This is a genomic window from Aestuariimicrobium sp. T2.26MG-19.2B, from assembly GCF_950101875.1.
Lineage (GTDB): Bacteria > Actinomycetota > Actinomycetes > Propionibacteriales > Propionibacteriaceae > Aestuariimicrobium > Aestuariimicrobium kwangyangense.
In genome coordinates, this window is record NZ_CATNLW010000001.1 from 675,432 (window position 1) to 697,053 (window position 21,622).

At 69.2% G+C, this 21,622-nt stretch carries 11 protein-coding genes; 5 read left to right on the forward strand and 6 right to left on the reverse strand.

Going from position 1 to position 21,622, the window contains the following annotated elements; genetic code table 11:
* Nucleotides 1–86 precede the first annotated feature (86 nt).
* The 5 genes from QQZ11_RS03130 to nifJ all read left to right on the forward strand — a co-directional run bounded on the left by QQZ11_RS03130 (nt 87) and on the right by nifJ (nt 7,844).
* A complete protein-coding gene (locus QQZ11_RS03130) occupies nt 87–1,151 on the forward strand; it encodes a glucosaminidase domain-containing protein (RefSeq protein WP_284548617.1) in 1,065 nt (354 codons plus the stop codon).
* A gap of 104 nt (nt 1,152–1,255) precedes the next feature.
* Nucleotides 1,256–1,939: a deoxyribose-phosphate aldolase gene (deoC, locus tag QQZ11_RS03135; protein ID WP_284548618.1), complete on the forward strand. Its 684-nt coding sequence runs from the start codon at nt 1,256–1,258 to the stop codon at nt 1,937–1,939.
* 9 nt (nt 1,940–1,948) lie between these two features.
* A complete protein-coding gene (dcd, locus tag QQZ11_RS03140) occupies nt 1,949–2,524 on the forward strand; it encodes a dCTP deaminase (protein ID WP_284548620.1) in 576 nt (191 codons plus the stop codon).
* Between the two features lie 91 nt (nt 2,525–2,615).
* Nucleotides 2,616–4,262 carry an NAD(P)-binding protein gene (locus QQZ11_RS03145; protein WP_284548622.1) on the forward strand — a complete coding sequence of 549 codons (1,647 nt, stop codon included), beginning with the start codon at nt 2,616–2,618 and terminating at the stop codon, nt 4,260–4,262.
* Between the two features lie 12 nt (nt 4,263–4,274).
* Nucleotides 4,275–7,844, forward strand: a complete 3,570-nt coding sequence (nifJ, locus tag QQZ11_RS03150; RefSeq protein ID WP_284548623.1) for a pyruvate:ferredoxin (flavodoxin) oxidoreductase — start codon at nt 4,275–4,277, stop codon at nt 7,842–7,844.
* A 62-nt stretch (nt 7,845–7,906) separates the two neighbouring features.
* On the opposite strand, the gene QQZ11_RS03155 is transcribed toward nifJ, so the two are convergent.
* The 6 genes from QQZ11_RS03155 to QQZ11_RS03180 form a co-directional block, all read right to left on the reverse strand.
* Entirely contained in the window at nt 7,907–9,160 is a 1,254-nt protein-coding gene (locus QQZ11_RS03155; protein WP_284548624.1) for an RDD family protein, read from the reverse strand.
* Between the two features lie 88 nt (nt 9,161–9,248).
* Nucleotides 9,249–11,615: a transglutaminase family protein gene (locus QQZ11_RS03160; RefSeq protein WP_284548625.1), complete on the reverse strand. Its 2,367-nt coding sequence runs from the start codon at nt 11,613–11,615 to the stop codon at nt 9,249–9,251.
* Nucleotides 11,612–12,931, reverse strand: a complete 1,320-nt coding sequence (locus QQZ11_RS03165; protein ID WP_284548627.1) for a DUF58 domain-containing protein — start codon at nt 12,929–12,931, stop codon at nt 11,612–11,614. The genes QQZ11_RS03160 and QQZ11_RS03165 overlap by 4 nt, the downstream gene beginning before the upstream one ends.
* Nucleotides 12,932–12,936: 5 nt before the next feature.
* Complete coding sequence (locus QQZ11_RS03170) at nt 12,937–13,908, reverse strand: AAA family ATPase (protein WP_022909327.1); 972 nt, start codon at nt 13,906–13,908, stop codon at nt 12,937–12,939.
* A 73-nt stretch (nt 13,909–13,981) separates the two neighbouring features.
* Nucleotides 13,982–20,119, reverse strand: coding sequence for an Ig-like domain-containing protein (locus QQZ11_RS03175; protein WP_284548628.1), 6,138 nt, complete (start codon nt 20,117–20,119; stop codon nt 13,982–13,984).
* 26 nt (nt 20,120–20,145) lie between these two features.
* Complete coding sequence (locus QQZ11_RS03180) at nt 20,146–21,582, reverse strand: FHA domain-containing protein (RefSeq protein WP_284548629.1); 1,437 nt, start codon at nt 21,580–21,582, stop codon at nt 20,146–20,148.
* Nucleotides 21,583–21,622 lie beyond the last annotated feature (40 nt).

Genomic DNA, 21,622 nt, shown 5'->3' on the forward strand with positions numbered 1-21,622 from the left:
AGCGGGTGAATGGATCCCCCCTCCGTTTCCCGTCGTCTGGTCTCCCCTCCTCTGGCTTCCCCACCTCTGGCGTTCGCGCCGTCGGGATGCCCCTTCGCCGAGGCGTCGTCGTGCTGCTGGCGAGCCTTGTCGCGGCCATGACCCTGGCCGTCTGGCAGTCGGCTCGTCCGGCCCAGGGTGCCACCGCCGCTGAACAGCAGGCCTTCATCCAGGAGATGCTGCCCGGTGCCGTGCAGGGCTGGCAGGAGTTCGGGGTGCCGGTCTCGGTGACCATCTCGCAGGCCATCCTCGAGAGCGGCTGGGGTGGCTCCCAACTGTCCAAGCAGTACAACGCCTACTTCGGCATCAAGTGCGTGCCCGGCGGGTCGGTCAGCCCGTACCAGTCCGGCTGTGTGGGCATGCAGACCCAGGAGTACGTCTACGGCTCCTGGACGACGGTGACCGCCTACTTCCGCAGCTACGCCAGCGCCACCGACTCGCTGGCCGACCACGGCTACTACCTCAAGAACCGCGGCATCTACAACGCCGCGTTCACGGTGAACGCCGACCCGCGCCTGTTCGCCCAGGAGATCCAGCGTGGCGGCTACGCGACCGACCCCAACTACGCCTACCTGCTGTACCGGATCATGGTCTCGAACAACCTCTTCCAGTACGACCAGGGAACCCGGATCGGCCAAGCCATCCGTCCGAGCGCGACCATGGTGGGCCGACTCAGTGTGCCGACCCAGTCGCAGTCGACCCCCGTGCAGTCGGCCCCAGTGCAATCGACCCCAGTGCAATCGACCCCAGTCCAGTCGACCCCAGTGCAATCGACCCGGCCGAGCACGGCGAGCCCCAGCTCCGCACGGTCCGACACCACCCCGTCCGCTTCGACCAGCGCGGGGCCTTCGGCCAGCACGACCTCGACCACCGCGGGCATCGTCCTCGAGAAGCCCCCACTGGCACGTCAGCAGCCCCAGGATCCCCAGATCGTGCATCCGGCGATGATCCACGCGCTCCCCCAGGGTGTGGACTCAGCCCCCACGCCCTCGACACCCTCGAACCGGACGCCGTCCACCGATCCTGCCGATCGCCCGGCGGCCGCGGGCGGAGCGACGACCGCACCCCAGCGGACCAGTCGTCCGATCGGTTTGCCCTCGACCGGGGACTGAGGGCACGGTCGTCCGCCACATCGAGCCGACCTCGACACCCCGCGCGTCCACGAGTCCCTAGAGTGGGTCGCGTCCACCACCGTGGCACCCGCCGAAGGAGCACCATGCCCTCCATGTCCCGAGCCGAGCTCGCGCAGTACGTCGACCACACCCTGCTGAAGACCGATGCCACCCCGGCTGACGTCACCGCCCTGGCCGAGGAGGCCAAGCTGCTGGGCACGTACTCGATCTGCGTCTCGCCGAACATGCTGCCGGTGCAGGTCGATCTGGGAGCGGTGAAGCTGGCGGTCGTCTGTGGCTTCCCCTCGGGCAAGCACACCGCGGCCGTCAAGGCCGCAGAGGCCAAGGAGTCGGTCGCCGCGGGTGTGGACGAGGTCGACATGGTGATCGACATCGGACTGCTGAAGGCGGGCAACGTCGACGCGGTCGAGGCCGAGATCGCCGCCGTCCGGGCCGAGATCCCGGCCCCCAAGGTCCTGAAGGTGATCATCGAGTCGGCGGCGCTGGACGACGACGAGATCGTGGCCGCCTGCCGCGCGGCCGAGGCCGCCGGCGCCGATTTCGTGAAGACCTCCACCGGCTTCCACCCCGCCGGCGGCGCCTCGGTGCACGCCGTGCAGCTGATGTCGCAGACCGTCGGTGGGCGCCTCGGCGTCAAGGCCTCCGGCGGCATCCGCGACCACGCCACCGCGCTGGCCATGATCGAGGCCGGGGCCACCCGGCTCGGCCTGTCGGGCACACGCGCCGTGCTCGACGGCTCCCCCGCCACCGGCGACTCGTCCTACTGAGGAACCACCATGCTGCTGTCAGACCGTGACATCCGTACCCAGATCGAGGGCGGACGAGTACGACTCGACCCCTGGGACCCCGAGATGGTGCAGCCTTCGAGCATCGACGTTCGCCTCGACCGCTTCTTCCGCATCTTCGAGAACCACCGCTACCCCGTGATCGACCCGGCGGTGGAGCAGGCCGAACTCACCCGACTGGTCGAGCCCGAGGGGGACGACCCCTTCGTCCTGCACCCCGGGGAGTTCGTGCTGGGAGCCACCCTCGAACTGGTCACCCTGCCCGACGACATCGCCGCCCGACTGGAGGGCAAGTCGTCCCTGGGCCGGCTGGGGTTGCTCACGCATTCGACTGCCGGATTCATCGACCCCGGCTTCACCGGGCACGTCACGCTGGAGTTGTCGAACGTGGCCACGCTGCCGATCAAGCTCTACCCGGGCATGAAGATCGGTCAGCTCTGCTTCTTCCAGCTGAGCTCCCCGGCCGAGCAGCCCTACGGCCGGGGTGCACACCTGTCCCGTTACCAGGGGCAGCGGGGTCCGACGGCGAGCCGTTCACACCTGAACTTCCACCGCACCGCGATCTGAGTCGGCCCCACCCCAGCCAAAGCCTCCCCTGACAGTTGAGCGATCTACTACACGGCGTAGTGTTTCGAGCAGCTACCAACGGAGGTGCAGCATGGCTGAACAGCCCATCGGGGCAGTGGATCGCAACCTGACCCACCTGCCTGATCTCGAGGCATCCACCGGGCGGGTCGGACCCACCCGGCTGCGCATGCCCATCTACGTTGACCTGCTGCCCCCGTGCAACAACGCCTGTCCCGCCGGCGAGAACATCCAGGAGTGGCTGCGGCTGGTCAAGGCCAAGGACGACCTCGGGGCGTGGCGGGAACTGACCCGCAACAATCCGTTCCCCGCCATCCACGGACGCGTCTGCTACCACCCCTGTGAAACCGCCTGCAACCGCATCGAACTCGACGGCTCGGTCTCCATCCACTCCGTGGAGCGCTATCTCGGCGACCTGGCCCTCGAGAACGGCTGGCAGTTCACCCCGCCGGCCCACCGATCCGGACGACGGGTGCTCGTCATCGGTGCCGGACCGTCCGGGCTGAGCGCGGCCTACCACCTGGCGATGCTCGGCCACGAGGTCGAGGTGCACGACTCGTCCGACCTGCCGGGCGGCATGATGCGCTACGGCATCCCCGAGTACCGACTCCCCCGCGACGTGCTCGACCTCGAGATCGAGCGGGTCCGCGCGCTGGGCGTCACCTTCGTGCAGAACCACACCGTCAACGACCTGCTCGAGGAGCAGCAGAAGGGCAACTTCGACGCCGTCTTCGTCGCCATCGGCGCCCACCTCTCGAAGCGGGTCGACATCCCCACCCGCGACGCCGGCCGCATCGTCGATGCCGTCAGCTTCCTGCGCGGGGTCGCCTCCGGGGATCGTCCCGTGATCGGACGACGGGTCGCCGTCTACGGCGGCGGCAACACCGCAATGGACGCCGCCCGCGTGGCGCGGCGCCTCGGCGCCGAGGAGTCCATCGTCGTCTACCGGCGCACCCAGGACCACATGCCCGCGCACGCCGACGAACATGCCGAGGCGGTGCGCGAGGGAGTGAAGATGAACTGGCTGCGCACCATCAACTTCGTGGACGAGGGCCAGGTGCAGGTCGAGGTGATGGAGATCGACGAGAACGGCAAGGCAGTCGGCACCGGACGCTTCGAGACCCTCGAGGCCGACACGGTCATCCTCGCCCTCGGCCAGGAGGCCGACTCGGGATTCCTGCGGCAGATCCCCGGGCTCCGGTTCGACGGCGATGTCGTGCAGGTCAACCCCAGCACCCTGATGACCGACGTGCCCGGCATCTTCGCCGGGGGTGACGCCGTGCCATCCGACCGCACCGTCACCATCGGCGTCGGCCACGGCAAGAAGGCCGCCCGCGTGATCGACCAGTGGCTGTCGAGTCGGCCCATCGTCGAGTCGCCCAAGCACGACCTGGCCAGCTTCGACAAGCTGAACGTCTGGTACTGGGGCGACGACGACCGCCGCCACGACCAGCCGGAACTCGACGTGGCCCGAAGGCAGAGCTTCGACGAGGTGGTCGGGGGTCTGAGCCAGGAGGACGCGCGAACCGAGGCGTGGCGCTGCCTGAGCTGCGGCAACTGCATCGAGTGCGACGGCTGTCTGGGGTCATGCCCCGAGGATGCCGTGCTGAAACTCGGCGAGGGTCTGCGATACCGCTACGACTACACCAAATGCACGGGCTGCGGGACCTGCTACGAGCAGTGCCCCGTCCACGCCATCGAGATGATCCCCGAGCGCTGAGAGGCCACCGGAATGAACCAGATCGCGATCATCGACGGCAACGAGGCGGCAGTCTCGGTCGCCTACCGACTCAACGAGCTCTGCTCGATCTATCCGATCACGCCGTCGTCGACGATGGCCGAACTCGCGGACGAATGGGCCTCCCACGGGCGGCTGAGTGTCTTCGGGGTGAAGCCCACCGTCATCGAGATGCAGTCCGAGGGCGGCGCGGCGGGAGCCCTGCACGGAGCCCTCCAAGGAGGGGCGCTCAGCACGACCTTCACGGCCTCACAAGGCCTCTTGCTGATGATCCCGAACATGTACCGGATCGCGGGCGAGCTGACCTCCACCGTCTTCCACGTGGCTGCCCGAAGCCTCGCGGCGCAGGGGCTCTCGATCTTCGGCGACCACCAGGACGTCATGGCCGTGCGCCAGACCGGGTTCGCGCTGCTGAGTTCCGCCTCCGTGCAGGAGGCCCACGACTTCGCCGCCATCGCCCAACTGGCGACCCTGCGCAGCCGCGTGCCATTCCTGCACTTCTTCGACGGCTTCCGCACCAGTCACGAACTGAACACCGTGCACCTGCTGAGCGACGACGACCTGCGCGCCTACGTGCCCGAGAGCCTCATCCTCGAGCACCGGCGGCGTGCCCTGTCGCCCGAGCACCCCTACATCCGTGGCACGGCCCAGAACCCCGACACCTACTTCCAGTCACGGGAGACCGTCAACCCCTACTACGACCGGGTGCCCGGCATCGTCACCCAGGCGATGGACGAGTTCCGCGCACTCACCGGTCGCGGCTACGGCCTGGTCGACTACCACGGGGCCCCGGACGCCGACCGGGTGCTGGTCATCATGGGTTCGGGCGCCCAGACCGTTGCGCAGACCGTCGACCACCTCAACGCTGCCGGCGCCAAGGTGGGGGTCGTGCACGTGCGGCTCTACCGTCCGTTCCCCGTCGAGGCCCTGCTCGCCGCCCTGCCCGCGACCGCCACCCGGGTCGCGGTGATGGACCGGACGAAGGAACCGGGAGCCGGCGGCGAACCGCTGTTCCTCGACGTGACCAGCGCTCTGGCCGAGGCCGTGGCCACCGGGGTCCGCGAGCACCTTCCCCGCGTCATCGGCGGTCGCTACGGCCTGTCGAGCAAGGAGTTCACGCCCGGCATGGTCGTCGGCGTCTTCGACGAGTTGGCGCGCGAGCACCCTCGTCCACGCTTCACGGTGGGCATCAACGACGACGTGTCGAGGCTCAGCCTCGACTACCCCACCGACCTCGACGTCGAGTCGCCCGACACGCAGCGCGCCGCCTTCTACGGCATCGGCTCCGACGGCACGGTCGGCGCCAACAAGAACACCATCAAGATCCTGGGCCAGCGCGAGGGCATCCACGCGCAGGGCTACTTCGTCTACGACTCGAAGAAGTCGGGTTCACGAACGGTCTCGCACCTGCGGTTCGGTCCCCAGCCGATCACGGCGCCCTACCTGGTCTCGGCCGCTGACTTCATCGGCGTGCACCACTGGTCGATCCTGGAGCGGGTCGACGTGTTGCGGTACGCCCGCCGGGGCACCGTTGTGCTGGTCAACGCGCCCTACCCACCCGACGAGTTGTTCGCCCGATTGCCCCGGCCGATGCAGGAGCGGCTGATCGAACTCGGCTGCGAACTGTGGACGGTCGATGCCTTCGCCGTGGCGCGGGCGGCGGGCATGGGCAACCGCACCAACACGGTGCTGCAGACCTGCTACTTCGCGATCTCGCGGGTGCTGCCTCGCGAGGAGGCCATCGCCGAGGTCAAGAAGTCCATCCAGAAGACCTACGGCAAGCGCGGACCCGATGTGGTGGCCCGCAACGAGGCCGCGGTCGACGCAGCCCTCGCGCACCTCCACCGGGTGGAGGTGCCAGCCGAGCCCGCCTCGCACGTGGCCATGGTCGCCCCGGTACCGCTGGACGCGCCCACCTTCGTCCGTGACGTCACCAGCCAGATGCTGCTCGACCAAGGGGACGACCTGCCGGTCTCCGCCCTTCCCGTCGACGGCACCTACCCGTCGGGCACCACCCAGTACGAGAAGCGCAACATCTCCGACATCGTCGCGCTGTGGGATCCGCAGGCCTGCATCCAGTGCGGCAACTGCGCATTCGTGTGCCCGCACGCCGTGCTGCGGGCGAAGTACTACCCCGAGAGCGGTCTCGAGGGTGCCCCGGAGAGCTTCCAGAGCGCCGACCTGAACGCTGCCGGGCTGCCGGGGGCGCGCTACACCCTGCAGGTGTACGCCGAGGACTGCACCGGTTGTTCGCTGTGCGTGGAGGCCTGCCCCGTGACGGTCCCCGACGGCGGGGGCCGCAAGGCCATCAACCTGGCCCCGGCTCCCGAACGGGAGACCACCCGCGCCAACATCGCCCACTTCGAGAAGCTGCCCGTCAACATGCGGAGCCGGGTCGACTTCGGCACGGTGCGGGGGGTGCAGTACCTGCAGCCGCTGTTCGAGTTCTCCGGTGCCTGCACCGGCTGTGGCGAGACCCCCTACCTGAAGTTGCTGAGCCAATTGTTCGGCGGTCGTGCGTCCATCGCCAACGCCACCGGCTGCAGCTCGATCTACGGCGGCAACCTGCCGACCACCCCGTGGGCGAGCAACAAGTACGGACGAGGACCCGCCTGGTCGAACTCGCTGTTCGAGGACAATGCCGAGTTCGGTCTCGGCCTGCGGCTGGCCGCCGACCTGCAGACGAACCTGGCCCGCACCAGGCTCGAGCAGCTTCGTCCCGAGATCGGTGACGACGCCCTCGTCGACGCCATCCTCGAGAACGACCAGTTGTACGAGTCGGACCTGTCGAACCAGTTCCGGGCGGTCGAGGAACTGAAGTACCTGCTCGACCGCGTCGAGGGTCCGCGCGCCGCCGACCTGAGGTCGGTGGCCGATCACCTGATGCGGCGCTCGGTGTGGATCGTCGGCGGGGACGGATGGGCCTACGACATCGGGTCGGGCGGGCTCGACCACGTGCTGGCCTCGGGTCGCAACGTCAACGTGCTGGTGCTCGACACCGAGGTGTACTCCAACACCGGCGGTCAGGCCTCCAAGGCGACCCCGATGGGCGCGGTCGCCAAGTTCGCCTCCGGCGGCAAGGAGACCATCAGCAAGGACCTGGCGCTGCAGGCGATCGCCTACGGCAACGTCTACGTGGCCCGCGTGGCCATGGGTGCGGATCCCGAGCAGACCTTGAAGGCCTTCCGTGAGGCCGAGGCCTACGACGGCCCCTCGCTGATCCTCGCCTACAGCCACTGCATCGCCCACGGCATCGACATGACCAAGGGACTCGACCAGCAGTACCTGGCGGTGCACTCCGGCCACTGGCCGCTGATGCGCTTCAACCCGGTGCTCAGGGAGGCCGGGAAGAACCCGTTCCTGCTCGACTCCCCTCGTCCGAGGGTGCCGCTGCGCACCTACCACGAGAACGAACTGCGCTTCCGGATGCTCAGCCGTTCCGACCCCGAGGGCGCTGAGCGGATGCTCGCGGTCGGTCAGAACCAGGTCAATCGGCGCTGGCGCGACTACGAGCAGATGTCGAACCGCACCGCCACGGAGTTCGCGGCCGACGCCAAGGACTAGCCATCCTGAGGCCTCCCCTCGCCCCCTCCTCGATCGACGCCGGTCGGGTGGGGAGCGAGGGACTACTGGGTCGCGCTTGCTGGTGGGTGGCGCATCACGACCAGGGCGCGATCGCCGAAGCTGACCGACTGCCCCTCCCGCACCCGAACCGCGACCCCGGGCTGGCAGGGGTCGAGTTCGCCTGATCCGTTGACCAGCGCTGTGCCATTGGTCGATCCGAGATCGGTGACGTACACACCACGGGCGTCGACGCCCACGGCCAGGTGCGTCTTCGAGACGGCCTGACCCCCCTCGCCCACCTCGACGAGGGTCGCCGTGGGTCCGTCGGTGGGCTGGCTGGGTCGTCGTCCGATCACGACGGTGCCCTCGACGGGCACGCGGCGTCCGTCATCGATCTGCACGTACCAGCCCTCGTCGGCCGGGCGCGCCGGGAGGTTGGCGCGGGTGGGGATCAGCCGGGTGCCGTAGTCCTCCTCGTCGACGGGAGCCTCGCGCTGGACGACTCGGGCAGCTCGTTCAGGTTCCGGATCACGGGTCGAGGGCGGCCAGATGGACGAACCCGGGGATGCCGTCTGGGGAGCCGCCCCGGCCTGGCGAGGAACCGGACCAGCGGGGGGCCGCCATCCTCCGCCCGAGTCGGTCTCGTGGCCACCGGCAGCCCACGGGGTCTGATCCGGCGGTGCACTCGCGACCTGCTGACCCATGGGGGCCTGCTGCCCGTAAGCGTTGTACTCCTGGTTCGAAGGTGGGCCGTACGACCCGGCCTGACCCGAGCCGGACCCATCGAACGCGGCCGCGACCAGGTGCGGAGGCAACGCGACCGTCGTCGGACGCTGCCGGACCGGAGCGGCCGGACGGGCCTGCGGCTTGACCTGATCGTTCGCGAGCTGGATCACGACGGCACCGGATGCCAGGTCATGCCAACCCTGCCGCCGCTCCTGGATGACGAGGAAGACCAGCAGCGCGATCCACCCCACACCCGTGCCACTGATCGCCGAGAACACGATCTGGCGGACGAGCCAGCGTCCCCAGCCGATCGGACGGCCGTCCTGCAGCCCGACCAGCCTGAGCCCTGTCGCAGCGAAGCCAGGACCCGTGGCGCGGGTGCCGTAGGACCACCACAGCACGAGGAACCAACCCAGCCCAGCGATGCCGAACAGCAGTGAGGCCACCAGCAGGGTGGCGCTGTCGAGGTGCGGCCTCAGCAGCACGAATCCGGCCACCAGCACCGCCGGCACGAGCGAGTCGATCACGTGGGCCACGAGCCTTCGTCCCAAGGACGCCACCTGCACGCCTGCAGGCATGTTCGCAGCCATCAGCCCTCCTCCACCCGGTCGGTCACGGCGACAGTCTGCCAACCGACCCGGTTCATCGGTTGCTTCGGGTTCATCGGTTGCTTCGGGCTCATCGGTAGCTCCTGAACGATCGGGTCGAGAGGCGGGAGCGCACCCAACGCCACCAGGGCACCGAGCGCCGCACCCCCTTCTCTGCCTCGCCGAGGGTCATCCAGTAGCCCGCGGCGTGGTCCTCGGAGATGTCGTCGGCGCTGAAGACGACCCCGTCGGCGCGCTTGGCCAGCGCGATCGGATCGGCCAGTTCGATCATCCGCGGGAACTGCACGACCATCGCTTCGGCCTGTTCCGACCGGGTGGCGGTCGGGGCTGGGCTTCGTCCGAGGTCTCGTGCCTTGTCTACCAGTTCCGACCAGGCGCCGGCGACCCGGTTGGCGACCACCGGGTGGTGGCGCCGTTGCAGCCGGCGCCGGGTCTTCAGCCCCAGCACGAGCACGAGCGGACCGACGACGGTGACGGCGGGCAGTCCCACGACGGCGGCCACGGTTCCGACCCGGCGCCAGTCGATGGGTGCCTGCGCCTCGGGCGGGGGTGCGGCGTCGACCTCGAGGTTGTTGTCACCCGGGGGAGCCTTGGGCTTCCTGGGCACCGGTGGCGGGTTGTCGACGTGGGGTCGGGGTCGAGGGGGCGTCTCCTCGCTGACCTTCTTCAGGACCCGGTCGTGGTCGGGGGTGGGGTTGAACATCACCCACCCCAGTCCCTCCAACTGCACCTCGGTCCAGGCCCTGACGTCTTGCCCGCGCACCTCACCCGACCCGCTCTCGGGGGCCCGGAAGCCGTAGACGACCCGCGCCGGGATCCCCAGTTGCCTCGCCATCAACGCCATGGCCACCGCGAACTGCTCCTCATCGCCGACCATCTGCTGGGGGTTGGCCAACAATGCCTGCAGGCGGTCATAGCTGTGGCCCGACAACGAGCGCACCTCGTCGTCCTGCCCGTGGCTGAACCAGCCCTGCTGCAGGGCCCTCTCCAGCTTCAGCGCCGCCTCACCCTTGGTCGCCGAACCGGCCGTCCACCTCAGGGCCAGGTCCTTGACGGAGTCGGGCACGTTCTGGGGAGCGGGAAGGTCGGCGTCCCCTGCCCCCGCCTGCGAGATGCGCGAGTCGCTGGGGCGCTGGGGCACGATCGCGAGCACCGTGTAGGTGTCGCCCTGACGCAGCCCAGCCGTGGCGATCCCGGTGCCCGACGACCGGTTGTAGTGGAAGGAGTCGGTCAGGGCGACGCCTCGTGCGCCCTCGAACCGCACCGCCGTCGTCCGACCGACTGTCGGCACCCACGGATTGTCGTAACCGAGGACCGTGACCGTCGCCTCGACCCTCGTGCCAGGGGTCTGATCGACGATGCGGGCACCCACCCGGGTGAAGACTCCGCCGTCGGGGTCACCGGTGTCGGCATTGCTGACGTTGTAGGTGAGGCCGTCGTAGGTGTCGAGGGTCGCCACACGGATCGCCGCACCACGCGGCATGCCCGAGACCGAGAGCAGTGCCGTCGTCTCGTCCATCGTGATCTCACCCCTGAACTGTTGCAGCGGGGAGGCATAGCGGTTGATCTCGAGTGGGGGCTCCACCTGGCGGCGGGCGATCGCCCGGGCCGCGGTCGGGGTGAGCGGGGTCGCAACGACCCACGTGAGTCCACCGGCGAAGGCGAGCACCAGGGCGCCGATCAGGGGGGTCAGCCAGGCCGAGCGACGGCGTTGGCCGACCAGCGTCTCGCGGATCATGCGACGCCGGGTGCTCGTCCACACCAGCACGATCACCACGGTGGCGATGGCCACCGCAGCGGGCAGGTGCGTGACCGCCGTGCCCAGGGCCCAACTGACCATCAGGGCGACGATCGAGGGCACCCAGGCCAGAGCCGGACGACGCGAGCGCAGGCTGATCGACAGTCCGGCGGCGGCAGACACCAACGCCACCAGCAGCGGCGACGTCAACAGGTTCCAGGTCTCACCGATGGGCGGTTCCAGGGTGAGCACCGCCTTGGGGGCGGTCACCGGGCCGGTGGCCAGTCCGACCAGCGTGCGCATCGTCGGCACCACGCCCGCGATGGTGGACGAGGGCATGGCCAGCACCCCACCGATCGCGAACCAGGCGACCATTCCTGCCGCAAGTACCCCCGCGCTGTTCCAGCGGAACCGCCAACCCAACCAGGCGATCACCAGTCCGATCGCCGACCCGCCGAGCACGGTCACGGCAACCCAACCCCAGCCGAAGGTGGGCAGCCAGGCCACCACCTGCAATCCGGCGAGCAGCATCAGCACGCCCAGGTCGACGCCCAGCCACCACCACCGGGCCGAACCACGCATCCGCTCGAACGGCACCCTCGCATCGACCCGGGTGCGCGCCTTCGCCGAGAGCCGGCGCGGGGAACGTCGGTCAGCGTCGGCCATGGCCCGGCGTGGCCGGTTCTGGGATTCGCTCATGCCATCGCCCTCCGCATCGCGCGGGGCAGGTTCGCCAGGTCGTCCAGCCGCACCACCGTCGTGTTCGCGACGGTGCGCACCGACAACTCGGCATCGGGTTGGGTTGCGAGGGCGATCACGCGGGTGTCGACGTCGAAGGCGCGCACGGCCCGCCGCAGGCTCTCGAGGCCCTGCCCCGACCCGGTCACCAGCACCACGATGGACGCCCCGGGTTCCCGGTTCTGCACGGCTCGCACCAGGGCAAGCACGCCCCCTCGCGAGGACTGCTCAACCCGCGCCAGTTCGTCCAGCACCCGCAACGCCCCCACGGCCGGCAGGCTTGCCGTCTGGGTCATCACGGCGAACGGGTTGTCCTCGCGCACGCACTGCAGGGCAACCGAGCCGACGGCACTCACGGCCAGTTCGAACTCCTCGTCGGTGAGGTAGGACTGCGGGCTGGTGTCGAGGGCGACCGCCACCCTCGACTGGCGACTCTCCTCGAACTGGCGCACCATCAGCTGGCCGGTGCGCGCGCTCGAACGCCAGTGGATGTGGCGTCGGTCGTCACCCGGCACGTACTCCCTCAGGGCATGGAAACTCATGTCGGAATTGGTCAACTGGTTCGAGGCGTGGCCCTCGAGGTCGTGGACGAACCCGGTGTGGCGTCCCGGCAGGTCGACGGTCAGCGGGTGCACGAACAACTCGGCGACCTGGGTCCAGCGGGTGGCTCGACCGGCCAGGGCGAAAGGGTCGCCCTGCACTGATTGCACCGGCCCCAGGAGGATCACCCCGCGCCGGTCGGTGGACACGACGAACTGCTCCTCGTGCTCGGCCCCGGCTGCCAGGGTGGGGACGCCGAAACTGGCGACCTGTTCGCCCACCGGCAGGTCGAGCCGCGACGGCAGGCTCCTTCGGACCGCCTGGTTGCGCACGGCCAGAGCGCCGTGGGCGGTCTCGCCGACCCGCACCCGGCTCGACTCGAGGTCGAGGCGCACCGCGAACCGGGGGCGTCCGATGGTGAAGGCCACCGCCACCACGACCAGGGCGAGCACCATCACTGCCACCAAGACCAGTTCCTGCCAGTGCAGCACCAGGCCAAGACTCGCGGCCACGAGCACCACCACGAGCGCCGTCCAGCCAGCGGGGGTGAGACCGACCAGGTCGCTCGTCCGCAGGATGGCCCCGCGCACCCCTGCCAGGCTGGGCGGTTCGACGCTGTCGGGCAGCTGCCACCCGGACGCCGGGGACTCCCCCGGGACCCTTGGCAATTCGGGCGCGCCGAGCACCCCGGCCGTCGGTGTGACGGTGGGTGCAGCGGTCACCTGTGTCTGGGTCATGCGGTTCAGGCCGAGGCGCGCTCGGTGGGCGGCTGGACGGTACCGATCACGCGCGCCATCACGTCGGCGGCGGTGACCCCGTTGAACTCGCTCTCCGGGTCGAGGATGATGCGGTGGCTGAGGCAGGGCACCGCCAGCATCTTGACGTCGTCGGGCACCACGAAGTGGCGACCCTGCGAGGCGGCCCACACCCGGGAGGTGCGCACCAGCGCGAGCGCCCCGCGGATCGAGACACCCAGCCGTACGTCGGCGGTGTGCCTGGTCTCCTCGACCAGACGGGCGATGTAGTCGAGCACCGAGGGCTCGATGTGCACCGCTGCCGCGAGTTGGCTCAGTTCCGCCACCGCCTGCGAGGTGATGACCGCAGACAGGGCCGCCGACCTGGGCCGGGTTCCTCCCTGGGCGAGGATGCGCAGGGTGCCCTCGCGGTCGGGGTAGCCGAGGGTTGTCTTCATCAGGAACCGGTCGAGCTGGGCCTCGGGCAACCGGTAGGTACCAGCCTGTTCGATGGGGTTCTGGGTGGCGATCACCATGAACGGGCTCCCCGCCGAGTAGGTCTTGCCGTCGACGGTGACCCTGCTCTCCTCCATCACCTCGAGGAGCGCCGACTGGGTCTTGGGCGAGGCCCGGTTGATCTCGTCGGCCAGCACCACCGAGGCGAAGATGGGCCCCTGGTGGAACTCGAACTCCCCCGACTTCTGGTCGTAGATCGTGACGCCGGTGACATCGGAGGGCAGCAGGTCGGGAGTGAACTGGATGCGGCTGGACGTGCCCTCGACCGACTGGGCCAGGGCCCGGGCCAAGGTCGTCTTGCCGGTGCCCGGGTAGTCCTCGAGCAGCAGGTGGCCCTCCGCGATCATGCAGGTCACGGCCAGCCTGATCGCCTCTGTCTTGCCGATGATGACGCGCTCGACGTTGTGGACGACGTTGCCGAAGGTCTCGGAGAACCAGGCGACCTGGTCGGGAGTGATGGCCATGGGGGTGTCCTTGCTCTGCTGCTCGGTGGGGGTCGTCGGAGGGGTCGTGGGGTGCCGTCACGAGGGGACGTGGTCAGGGGCCGTTCAGTTGGGCCACCACGGTGCCGAAGCCGTCCTCGCTGCAGCGGATGCTGAAGGGGCCGGCGGTCGGTGGCGCTGTCTGGCCCGGTGGGGTGGGAGCACGCTGGTAGGTCACCGTGCCGTCGTTGCTGATGTGTTCGAGGCCGAGGTAGCCGTCGCGCACCGAGCAGGTGGCTCCCCCGCCGAGCCAGCCGACCACGCTGACGTCGAGCGAGTCGGCCTTCTCGACATAGTGGATGGGGGGCTGGAAGGTCTTGGTCGTCGACACGTCGCTGTTCACGATCGACGCCGTCACCGTGCCCGGGTCATTGCCGTAGGTCTTCGTCCAGCGCCTGAGTTCGTTGCCGGCCTGGGTGCCCGGACCGTTGACGCTGGTGACCCTGACGGTCAGGTCGTTGACCAGGTTGCCGTTGCTGTAGCGACCCGTACTGTCGGCGAAGTCATAGGGCACCGAGACCTCGACCGAGATCGTCGGCAGGTTCTGGTCACCCTGGACCACCCCACGGGAGATCACCGCCGGTGACAGGGGCGAGCCCACGGTGCGCACCGAGTTCGTGCCTCCCGGCTCGACGGAGTCCTTGCCACCGGCGGACGCCGAGATGACCAGGTAGTACAGCGGGCCGTTCTTGGGCGTCCGGATGGACCCCTGCACCTGGCCGTTGACGACCTTGAGATCGAACGGAACCGAGTCATAGCGCCCCCCGAGGTCGGTCAGTTCACCGAAGACCCGGTCGATCGGTTTGCCGTTCTCGGGCAGGGAGTTCGGCAACACCACGGTGACGTAGCGGTCGTGGCCCACGATGTTGGCGCCGACGAGTCGTCCCGGCCTGCCGAAGGGGGTGACCGACTCCGACGGGGCACTCTCGGGGCCGGGCTGCTGGTAGCGGGTCTTGCCGCGCACCGTGAACGTGTAGCCGGTGCCGTTCTGGGCCTCGCGGAACAACAGGCTGGTGCCGTTGATCGGGTCGGCCCCGCTGATCAGCTTGCCGTTGGCGTAGACGAGGTATTGCACCGCGTCGCGGTTGGCCGGTGAGGGCACCTCGGGCGCCTGCCAGCTGACCTCGACCTCGCCGCCGGTCGCCGAGCCGGTGTCGCGGGCGACCACCGCTGTCGGAGCCGGTGGTGCACCCGTGGGGTGTTCGGGGGTCGAGGCCTCGGATTCGTCCGACCACCCCGTGGGGTCTGCGGGGCCGGCATCGGCGCGGCGGTTCGAGGCGGCCACCGTGAACTGGTAGTCCTTGCCGTTCTCGAGGTTGGGCCAGATCAGCGAGGTGCCCTTGGTGGTCATGGTCTGGGTGGTGCCCAGCATGGTCACGCGGTACTCGACGATGGGCGAACCCCGGGTGACCCCGGTTGCCCAGTTCAGCTTGAGTGCCCGGTCGTCGAACTGCACCTGCGGCGGGCTCATCGTCTCTGGCTTCACGTCCGGCCGAAGGGTGGCCGACGGCCGCGAGGTGGCAGAACCCAGCTGGTTGTACTGGGTGACGGTGAAGGTGTAGTCGCGGCCGTTGGTGAGCCCGGTGACGGTGCAGGTGTTGGCACCGCAGGACTGTTCCACCGCCGCACCGCCGGGCGCGGACCCGTGGACCACTCGCTTGTCGATGGGTAGCCCGTTCGCCGCACCGTCGGTCCAGACCAGCACCACCTTGCCGTCACCGACCGAGTCCCCACGCGGCGTGCCCGGTTCCCCGGGTGCCGCCCGCACGGTCAGCCTGATGCGGCCGTCCGACTGCCGCGAGGGGTCATCCGTGGCATCGACGATGGTGTAGCGCACCGTCATGGTGCCGACGAATCCGTCAGCGGGTCTCACGAGCACCTGGTCACCGCTCACCCGGGCCGTGCCCTGCCCGGCCTCGACCGCGGTGCTGACCAGCTTCAGGCTGGTGTTGTTGAGCAGGTTCGACTTGTCGTTGGCGAGCACCGAGACGGCGCGCTCCTGCCCGGCGTTCGCGTCGTCGACCACGTCATTGGCGGCCGTGGGCCGAGGACGGGTCGACCCGATCACGCGGATGGTGAGTTCAGCGCCGACCGTCGAGCCCGCGGCATCGACGACGGTGCCACGCAGTTTCATCGACGTGCCCGGTTTGGTCTGCACGGGAGCGGCGGCGTAGATGCTCGACCGTGACTCGTCCGCTCGCCAGCTGATGCCCGACCCGGAGGCGACCCGCCAGTTCTCGAAGTGGAAGTCCTGACCGTTGGGGTCGACCCAGAACCCAGCCAAGTCGATGCGTTCCTCGGGTTCGCCCTGGCCGACCTCCAGCACCGGCGGTTCCCCCCGCAGTTGTGGTGGCTGCTCCAGCCGCTGCTGCTTCTTGCGGTCGGTCTCCGACAGGTTCGGGGCCGGCTTGACGGTCACCGGGATCGAGATGACCGCACGCTTGGCGCTCTTGTCACCGGCGGGCACGTCGTCCATCACCTCGAACACGATGGCGGCTGGACCGGCGTACTCGATCGCCGGTGTCCAGTCGATCGTGTCGACCGAGGGGATGACCTCGCCGTTGGTGCGGTAGACCCGGTCGACCGAGGTGAGCCGCACCCGTCGTCCGTTGGTCCCCTTGACCAGACCGTTCAGGTCGAGCGTCGTGCGCTGGCCGGCGACCACCTGCAGGGCGGTGCTGGGGTCCTTGAGCCGCGGGACGACGTCGTTTCGTCCGGGGACGTTGACGATGGCTGTCGCGGCCGCCCCCTCGGCATCGGTGATGGTGTAGCGAACCTGTTGGGCGTTGTCGGCCACCTTGACCCGGATCGTCTGGCGGCCGGGCGTCGCGGTCGCCTCGACACCCTCCTGGGGCGGCACCGTCACGGTGAGGCGGTTGGCCGACCCGTCGGGGTCGTAGTCGTTCTTGAGGACGGCAGCCTCGATGTAGTCCTTGTCGATGATCTCGGCCACGTCGACCTGGTCATCGACGGCCACCGGCTGCAGGTTGCGGGCATCGGAGCGCACGTCGACGGTGATGGTGCCCGAACCCGTGGCCCCGCGGGCATCCTGCAGGTAGTACTTGCCGGGCACCTGGCCCACCTGCTTCGGTGCGGTGAAGGTGATGGCGTTGCGGTTGACGACCTTCGTGGGGATGCGCAGGTCGATCGGGTTGCGAGCCGCGAACCCGAAGTTGTCGCCGTCGGGGTCGTAGTCGTTGCCGAGCAGCAGCAGGTGCACGGGACGCCCCGGGCGCACGGTGATGGAGTCGTCGGTGCCGACCGGTTGGGCATTGGCGCCCACCGACGGAGCGACCCCCACTCGCACCTCGCCGACCCCGACCGCCCCGTAGGAGTCGACCACGCTGTAGCGGAACGCGTCGGTGCCCTGCGAGTTCGGGAAGGCCTGATAGGTGAGGTAGTGGTCACCCACGGCGGTCACCCGGCCCAGCCGGGGCCCCGCATCGAGCCCGAGCAGGCGCACCGGGTCACCGTTGTTGTCGATGCCGTCCAGCGGGATCAGGATGCGATTCGACGTGCCGGCCAGCACCCTGGCCTCGACCGACACGGGTTGGGGTGCCTCGTTCTGGGCGTCGGTCGAGACCACGGCGATCTCGATCGTCGACGAAGCCGTCTGGCCGTCGGAGTCCTTGATCTGGTAGGTCAGCCCCACGCCGGTCGAGGTGGGGGGAACCGACACACGGATCTTGTCGCCGTCGACCCAGGCGCGTCCGCGTGGACCCTCGACGATCTTGTCGACGCTCAACGGCAGCCCGATCGGGGACGAGTCGTTGTCGAGCGGGTTGATGGTGACGATCGAGCCTGCCCTGGCCTTGACCCGGTCGCGTTCGGCCTGCGGTTTCTGGCTGCCCACCAGCTTGGTGGGGATCACCACGATGGTGCCGTCGGCGGTGAAGGTTCCGTCCGAGACCCGGTAGGTGAGGGTGACGGGCTTGTCGGGGGTGCGCTCCGCAGTGACGGTCAGGTAGCGGCGCTGCTCCATCACGATCTTCAGGTCGGGATCGGACGAGACCGTCTGCAGCACCAACACGTCGCCGTCGGCGTCCGAGTCGTTCAGCAGGGGGTCGACGAGCGCCGAACCTCCCGGAGGCAGCAGGACGACATCACGGGCGGCGACCGGGCGCGAGTTCTGACTGGTCGCGCCCGCCACGTCGATCCGTACCAGGCCGGTGTCGAAGGGTCCGTTGCTGGCCTTGTACTGCACGTAGTAGGTGCCCTCGACCGAGGCCTTGAACCTGAACGTGTTGTCCTGGTGGTTGGGCGTCAGGGTGGCGTTCTTGGACGAGCCCTCCAGGGTCGGCTCGCGCAGCGTGAGGTTGTTGCCCACGTCATTGGCCAGCGGGTCGACGGTGATCTCGTTGCCCACCCGGGTGGCCACCTGGTCGCCGTTGGCGATGGGCGGGACGATCTTGTCCTTGATCACCTCGACCAGGAGTTCCGAGACCGTGGTCCTGCCCGCAGGATTGCCGTCGGACACCGTCAGCTCGATCTTCTTCAGACCGGTGGTCTTGCCCGCGTCCTGGAACGTGACGGTGCCGTCGGAGGTGAACGTCACCTCGTCGTCGAGACCCTCGACCTTGGCGCCCAGCAGGATCATGTCGTCCCCATCGGGGTCACGCCAGTCCAGCAGCACCCGCTTGGTGGCGCTCTGGCCGGAGTTGACCCGCAACTTCACCGTGGGCCGGAAGTGCTGGGGCAGTTGGTTCGAGACGCTCTGGTCGGCCGGGATGGGCTTCACCTGCGCCCGGGCGGTGGCGGTCTTGCCTCGTCCATCCGAGATCGTGTAGTTGAACTCGACCGGCTGGGTGGCCCCGGCAGGCAACGTGACCTGGATGCCGGTACCGCCCTGGATCAGCTCCAGTGAGGCCCCGGACACCTTGGGTGGTCCGAGGATGGTGAGGATGTCGCCGTCTGGGTCGGAGTCGTTGTCGAGCAGGGGCAGCACCGTCGAGCGGCCGACCCGGGCAGTCAGGCCGAGGTCATTGCGTGCGATCGGCGGCTGGTTGGGCTTGCTGCGGTCGAGGTTGACGATCTGCTCGAGTTGGTCGGAGTCCTGGTCGGAGCGCTTGTCGGGTGGCGCAACCCTCGTCCAGTCCTTGATCAGCTTCAGGTCCTTGTCGACCAGCCAGATGTAGCCCGTGGCCGAGTCGTTGAGCACCGTGGCCCCGCGGTTGTCGAGCAGGCTCAGGTCTGCTCCCGAGGGCAGTTCGGGGATCGTCCGCACCGTGGGTCGGGGGTCACCCATGCATCGACGGACGTACTGCGACCCGAACACCCCGTGCACGCACGAGCCCACGACCACCGGCACGATCGGGGCTTGGTTGACCAGCCCCGAGAGCGAGCGCGCACCGTTCCTGGTGAGGGCGATCAGACCCGCGCGGGTGGCGTAGACCGCTTCGGCACCGTCGAACCCGGAGAGGTCGTCGGTGGGGCGCGGCAACTGGGCCGTCGAACCGGCGTCGACGGCACGCGGGCGGTCGGTGCCCTCGACCCAGATCTGCTGGCTGGTGCGGTCGAGCACGACCGCCTTCTCGCCCACGGCGCTGAGCTGCACGTCGGCGGCCGGGTCGAGGGTCCACGGCAGCTGCACCGTGGTCCGGTCGGGGCGCACCAACCGGGAGGAGGCCACCGACAGCCCGATCACGTGCCCGGTGGCGGTGACCGTGGCCGTGCCCTGGTCGCCCACCTCGAGTTGGGCCTTGGCCTGCTGGAAGTCGGTCTGCAACATCTCGTCGACGCTGCCGTACCAGACCCTGCCGTTGTCGGGGTTGGCAACGGCCAGCACGCGCGCACCGTAGGCGACCACGGAGTTCGGCGGCAGCGTCACGGGGCTGCCGATCTGGTTGCGCGCCGGGTCGTAGGCCGACAGCTGGTTCGGGCTGGTCGAGCGGACGATGACCGTAGTCTCGTCCTGCATCACCTGGTAGTTGGCCGCCCCCACGGGTGCGGCGTTGGTCAGGTCGTCCGACTGCAGGTTGAGGTTGCCCACCAACGACTGGGAGGTGTTGACCGCGAAGATCGAACCCTCGTTGAGATGCAGGTCGCGGATCTTCAGCCCCGGCAGGAGCCACGCAGCGATGCTGATCCCCAGGGCGAGCACCAGGACCAGCAGCGCACCCCACACACGACGGAACCCCCGGGCCGCTCGGCGGAGCAGCCGGGAGTCGATCAGGGTGCGGTCATGGGCGGCCATGGCGTCTCGCTGCGGTCGACATCGGTTCAGGTCGGGGGTTCGACTCGGATGATCACTCCGTCACCCAGGTCGAGCAGATCTCCCACCCCGATCGTCACACCCTCCCCCGGGTTCAGACGAATCGGGGCGTCGTGACCGTGCCGGACGATGGTGCCGTTGGTGGAGTGAAGGTCGGTGGCCACCAGGTTCCACTCACGAGGCGCGACCAGCAGGTGGTTGCGGCTGATGTCGCTCGAGGGGGACGGGACCCTCAGGGTGGTCGCACCAGCCTCGTGCCCGGCCGTGGACGGTGCTCGTCCGATCACGACGGCCCCGACCACGTCGAGGCGGTCACCGGCGGACGAGACCAACGTCGCGAGACTGGGACGACTCACCAGGCGCTGGCTCTGGGGGGCCACGGGGGCAGGGCAGAGACGGCAGTGCTGGCTGCCGGGCGGGTTGGGGTGACCGGCCGCGCACACGGAGGCCAGCACCAAGCCCTCGTCAGCGCGGGCCCCGGCGCCTGGTTTGTGGGTCGCAGCGATGCCGGTGACGAAGATGGTGTCGCCGTCCTGGGAGTCCTCATCCGCGCGCCCGATCCGCGGGGCCCAGCCTGCCCCCACTGGTGCTGGCGCTGCTTCCACCGGCGCGGTTGGTTCCGTCGGCCTGGTTGGTTCGGTCGGCCCGGTTGCCTCGCCCAGGCTTGCCACGTCCAGCGCCACGGTCGGCTCCGGCACAGGGGCTGCCGTTGCGGGTGCTGGTGCAGGAACAACGGCGGGCAGCGGTGCAGTCGGTGGCGTGGGGAAGGGCGCTGGGGCACCGAACGGACGCGGCTGGGCCTGCTGGCCGAAGGGTGTCGGCGGATCGGGGCGCGGTTCTGGTTCTGGCTCGGGCTGGGGTTCTGGCTCAGGTGCAGATTCTGGCTCGGGTGCGCGCTCGGGTTCGGGCTGAGGTTCTGGCTCGGGTTCTGCCTCGGGAACCGGCTGCTGCTCGGGGGACACCACCGACGGGAACCTCGCCCGCACGGTGCCGGTTGCGTCCAGGACGATCGCCGACGCAGTCACGGCCCCGACCATGAGCGGCAGCTGGAGTTCGGACTCCTGGTCGACCTGCTCCATGTCGACACGCACGAGGTCGACCGAGATGCCGACCTCACGCCAGGTGACCATCCCCTCGCCCGTGTTGAGCAGGTCACCGGTGCGGGGGTCGATCACCGAGATCTTGCCCCGGCACAGCGAGTGCATGCCGTTCTCGTCCCAGCTGAAGGCCGCGAAATGTCCCATCCGTTCGATACCGAAGCTGGCCATGCGGGTGACGAGGTCGTCGATGGACGATGCGTCGACCACCGAGTCCCAGATGCTGTTGAGCAGGTTCGACACGCGCGCCGGGGCGGGCTGCAGGATCACCAGGGCGCTCGGACCCGCCAGGACCACCCAGCGACCCGGGGTGTACGTGGCTCGCCAGGCTGCGTGACGCTGCGGCATACGGTCTCCTCCAGGCTTGCGGCTCCTCCCGGGCCACGGG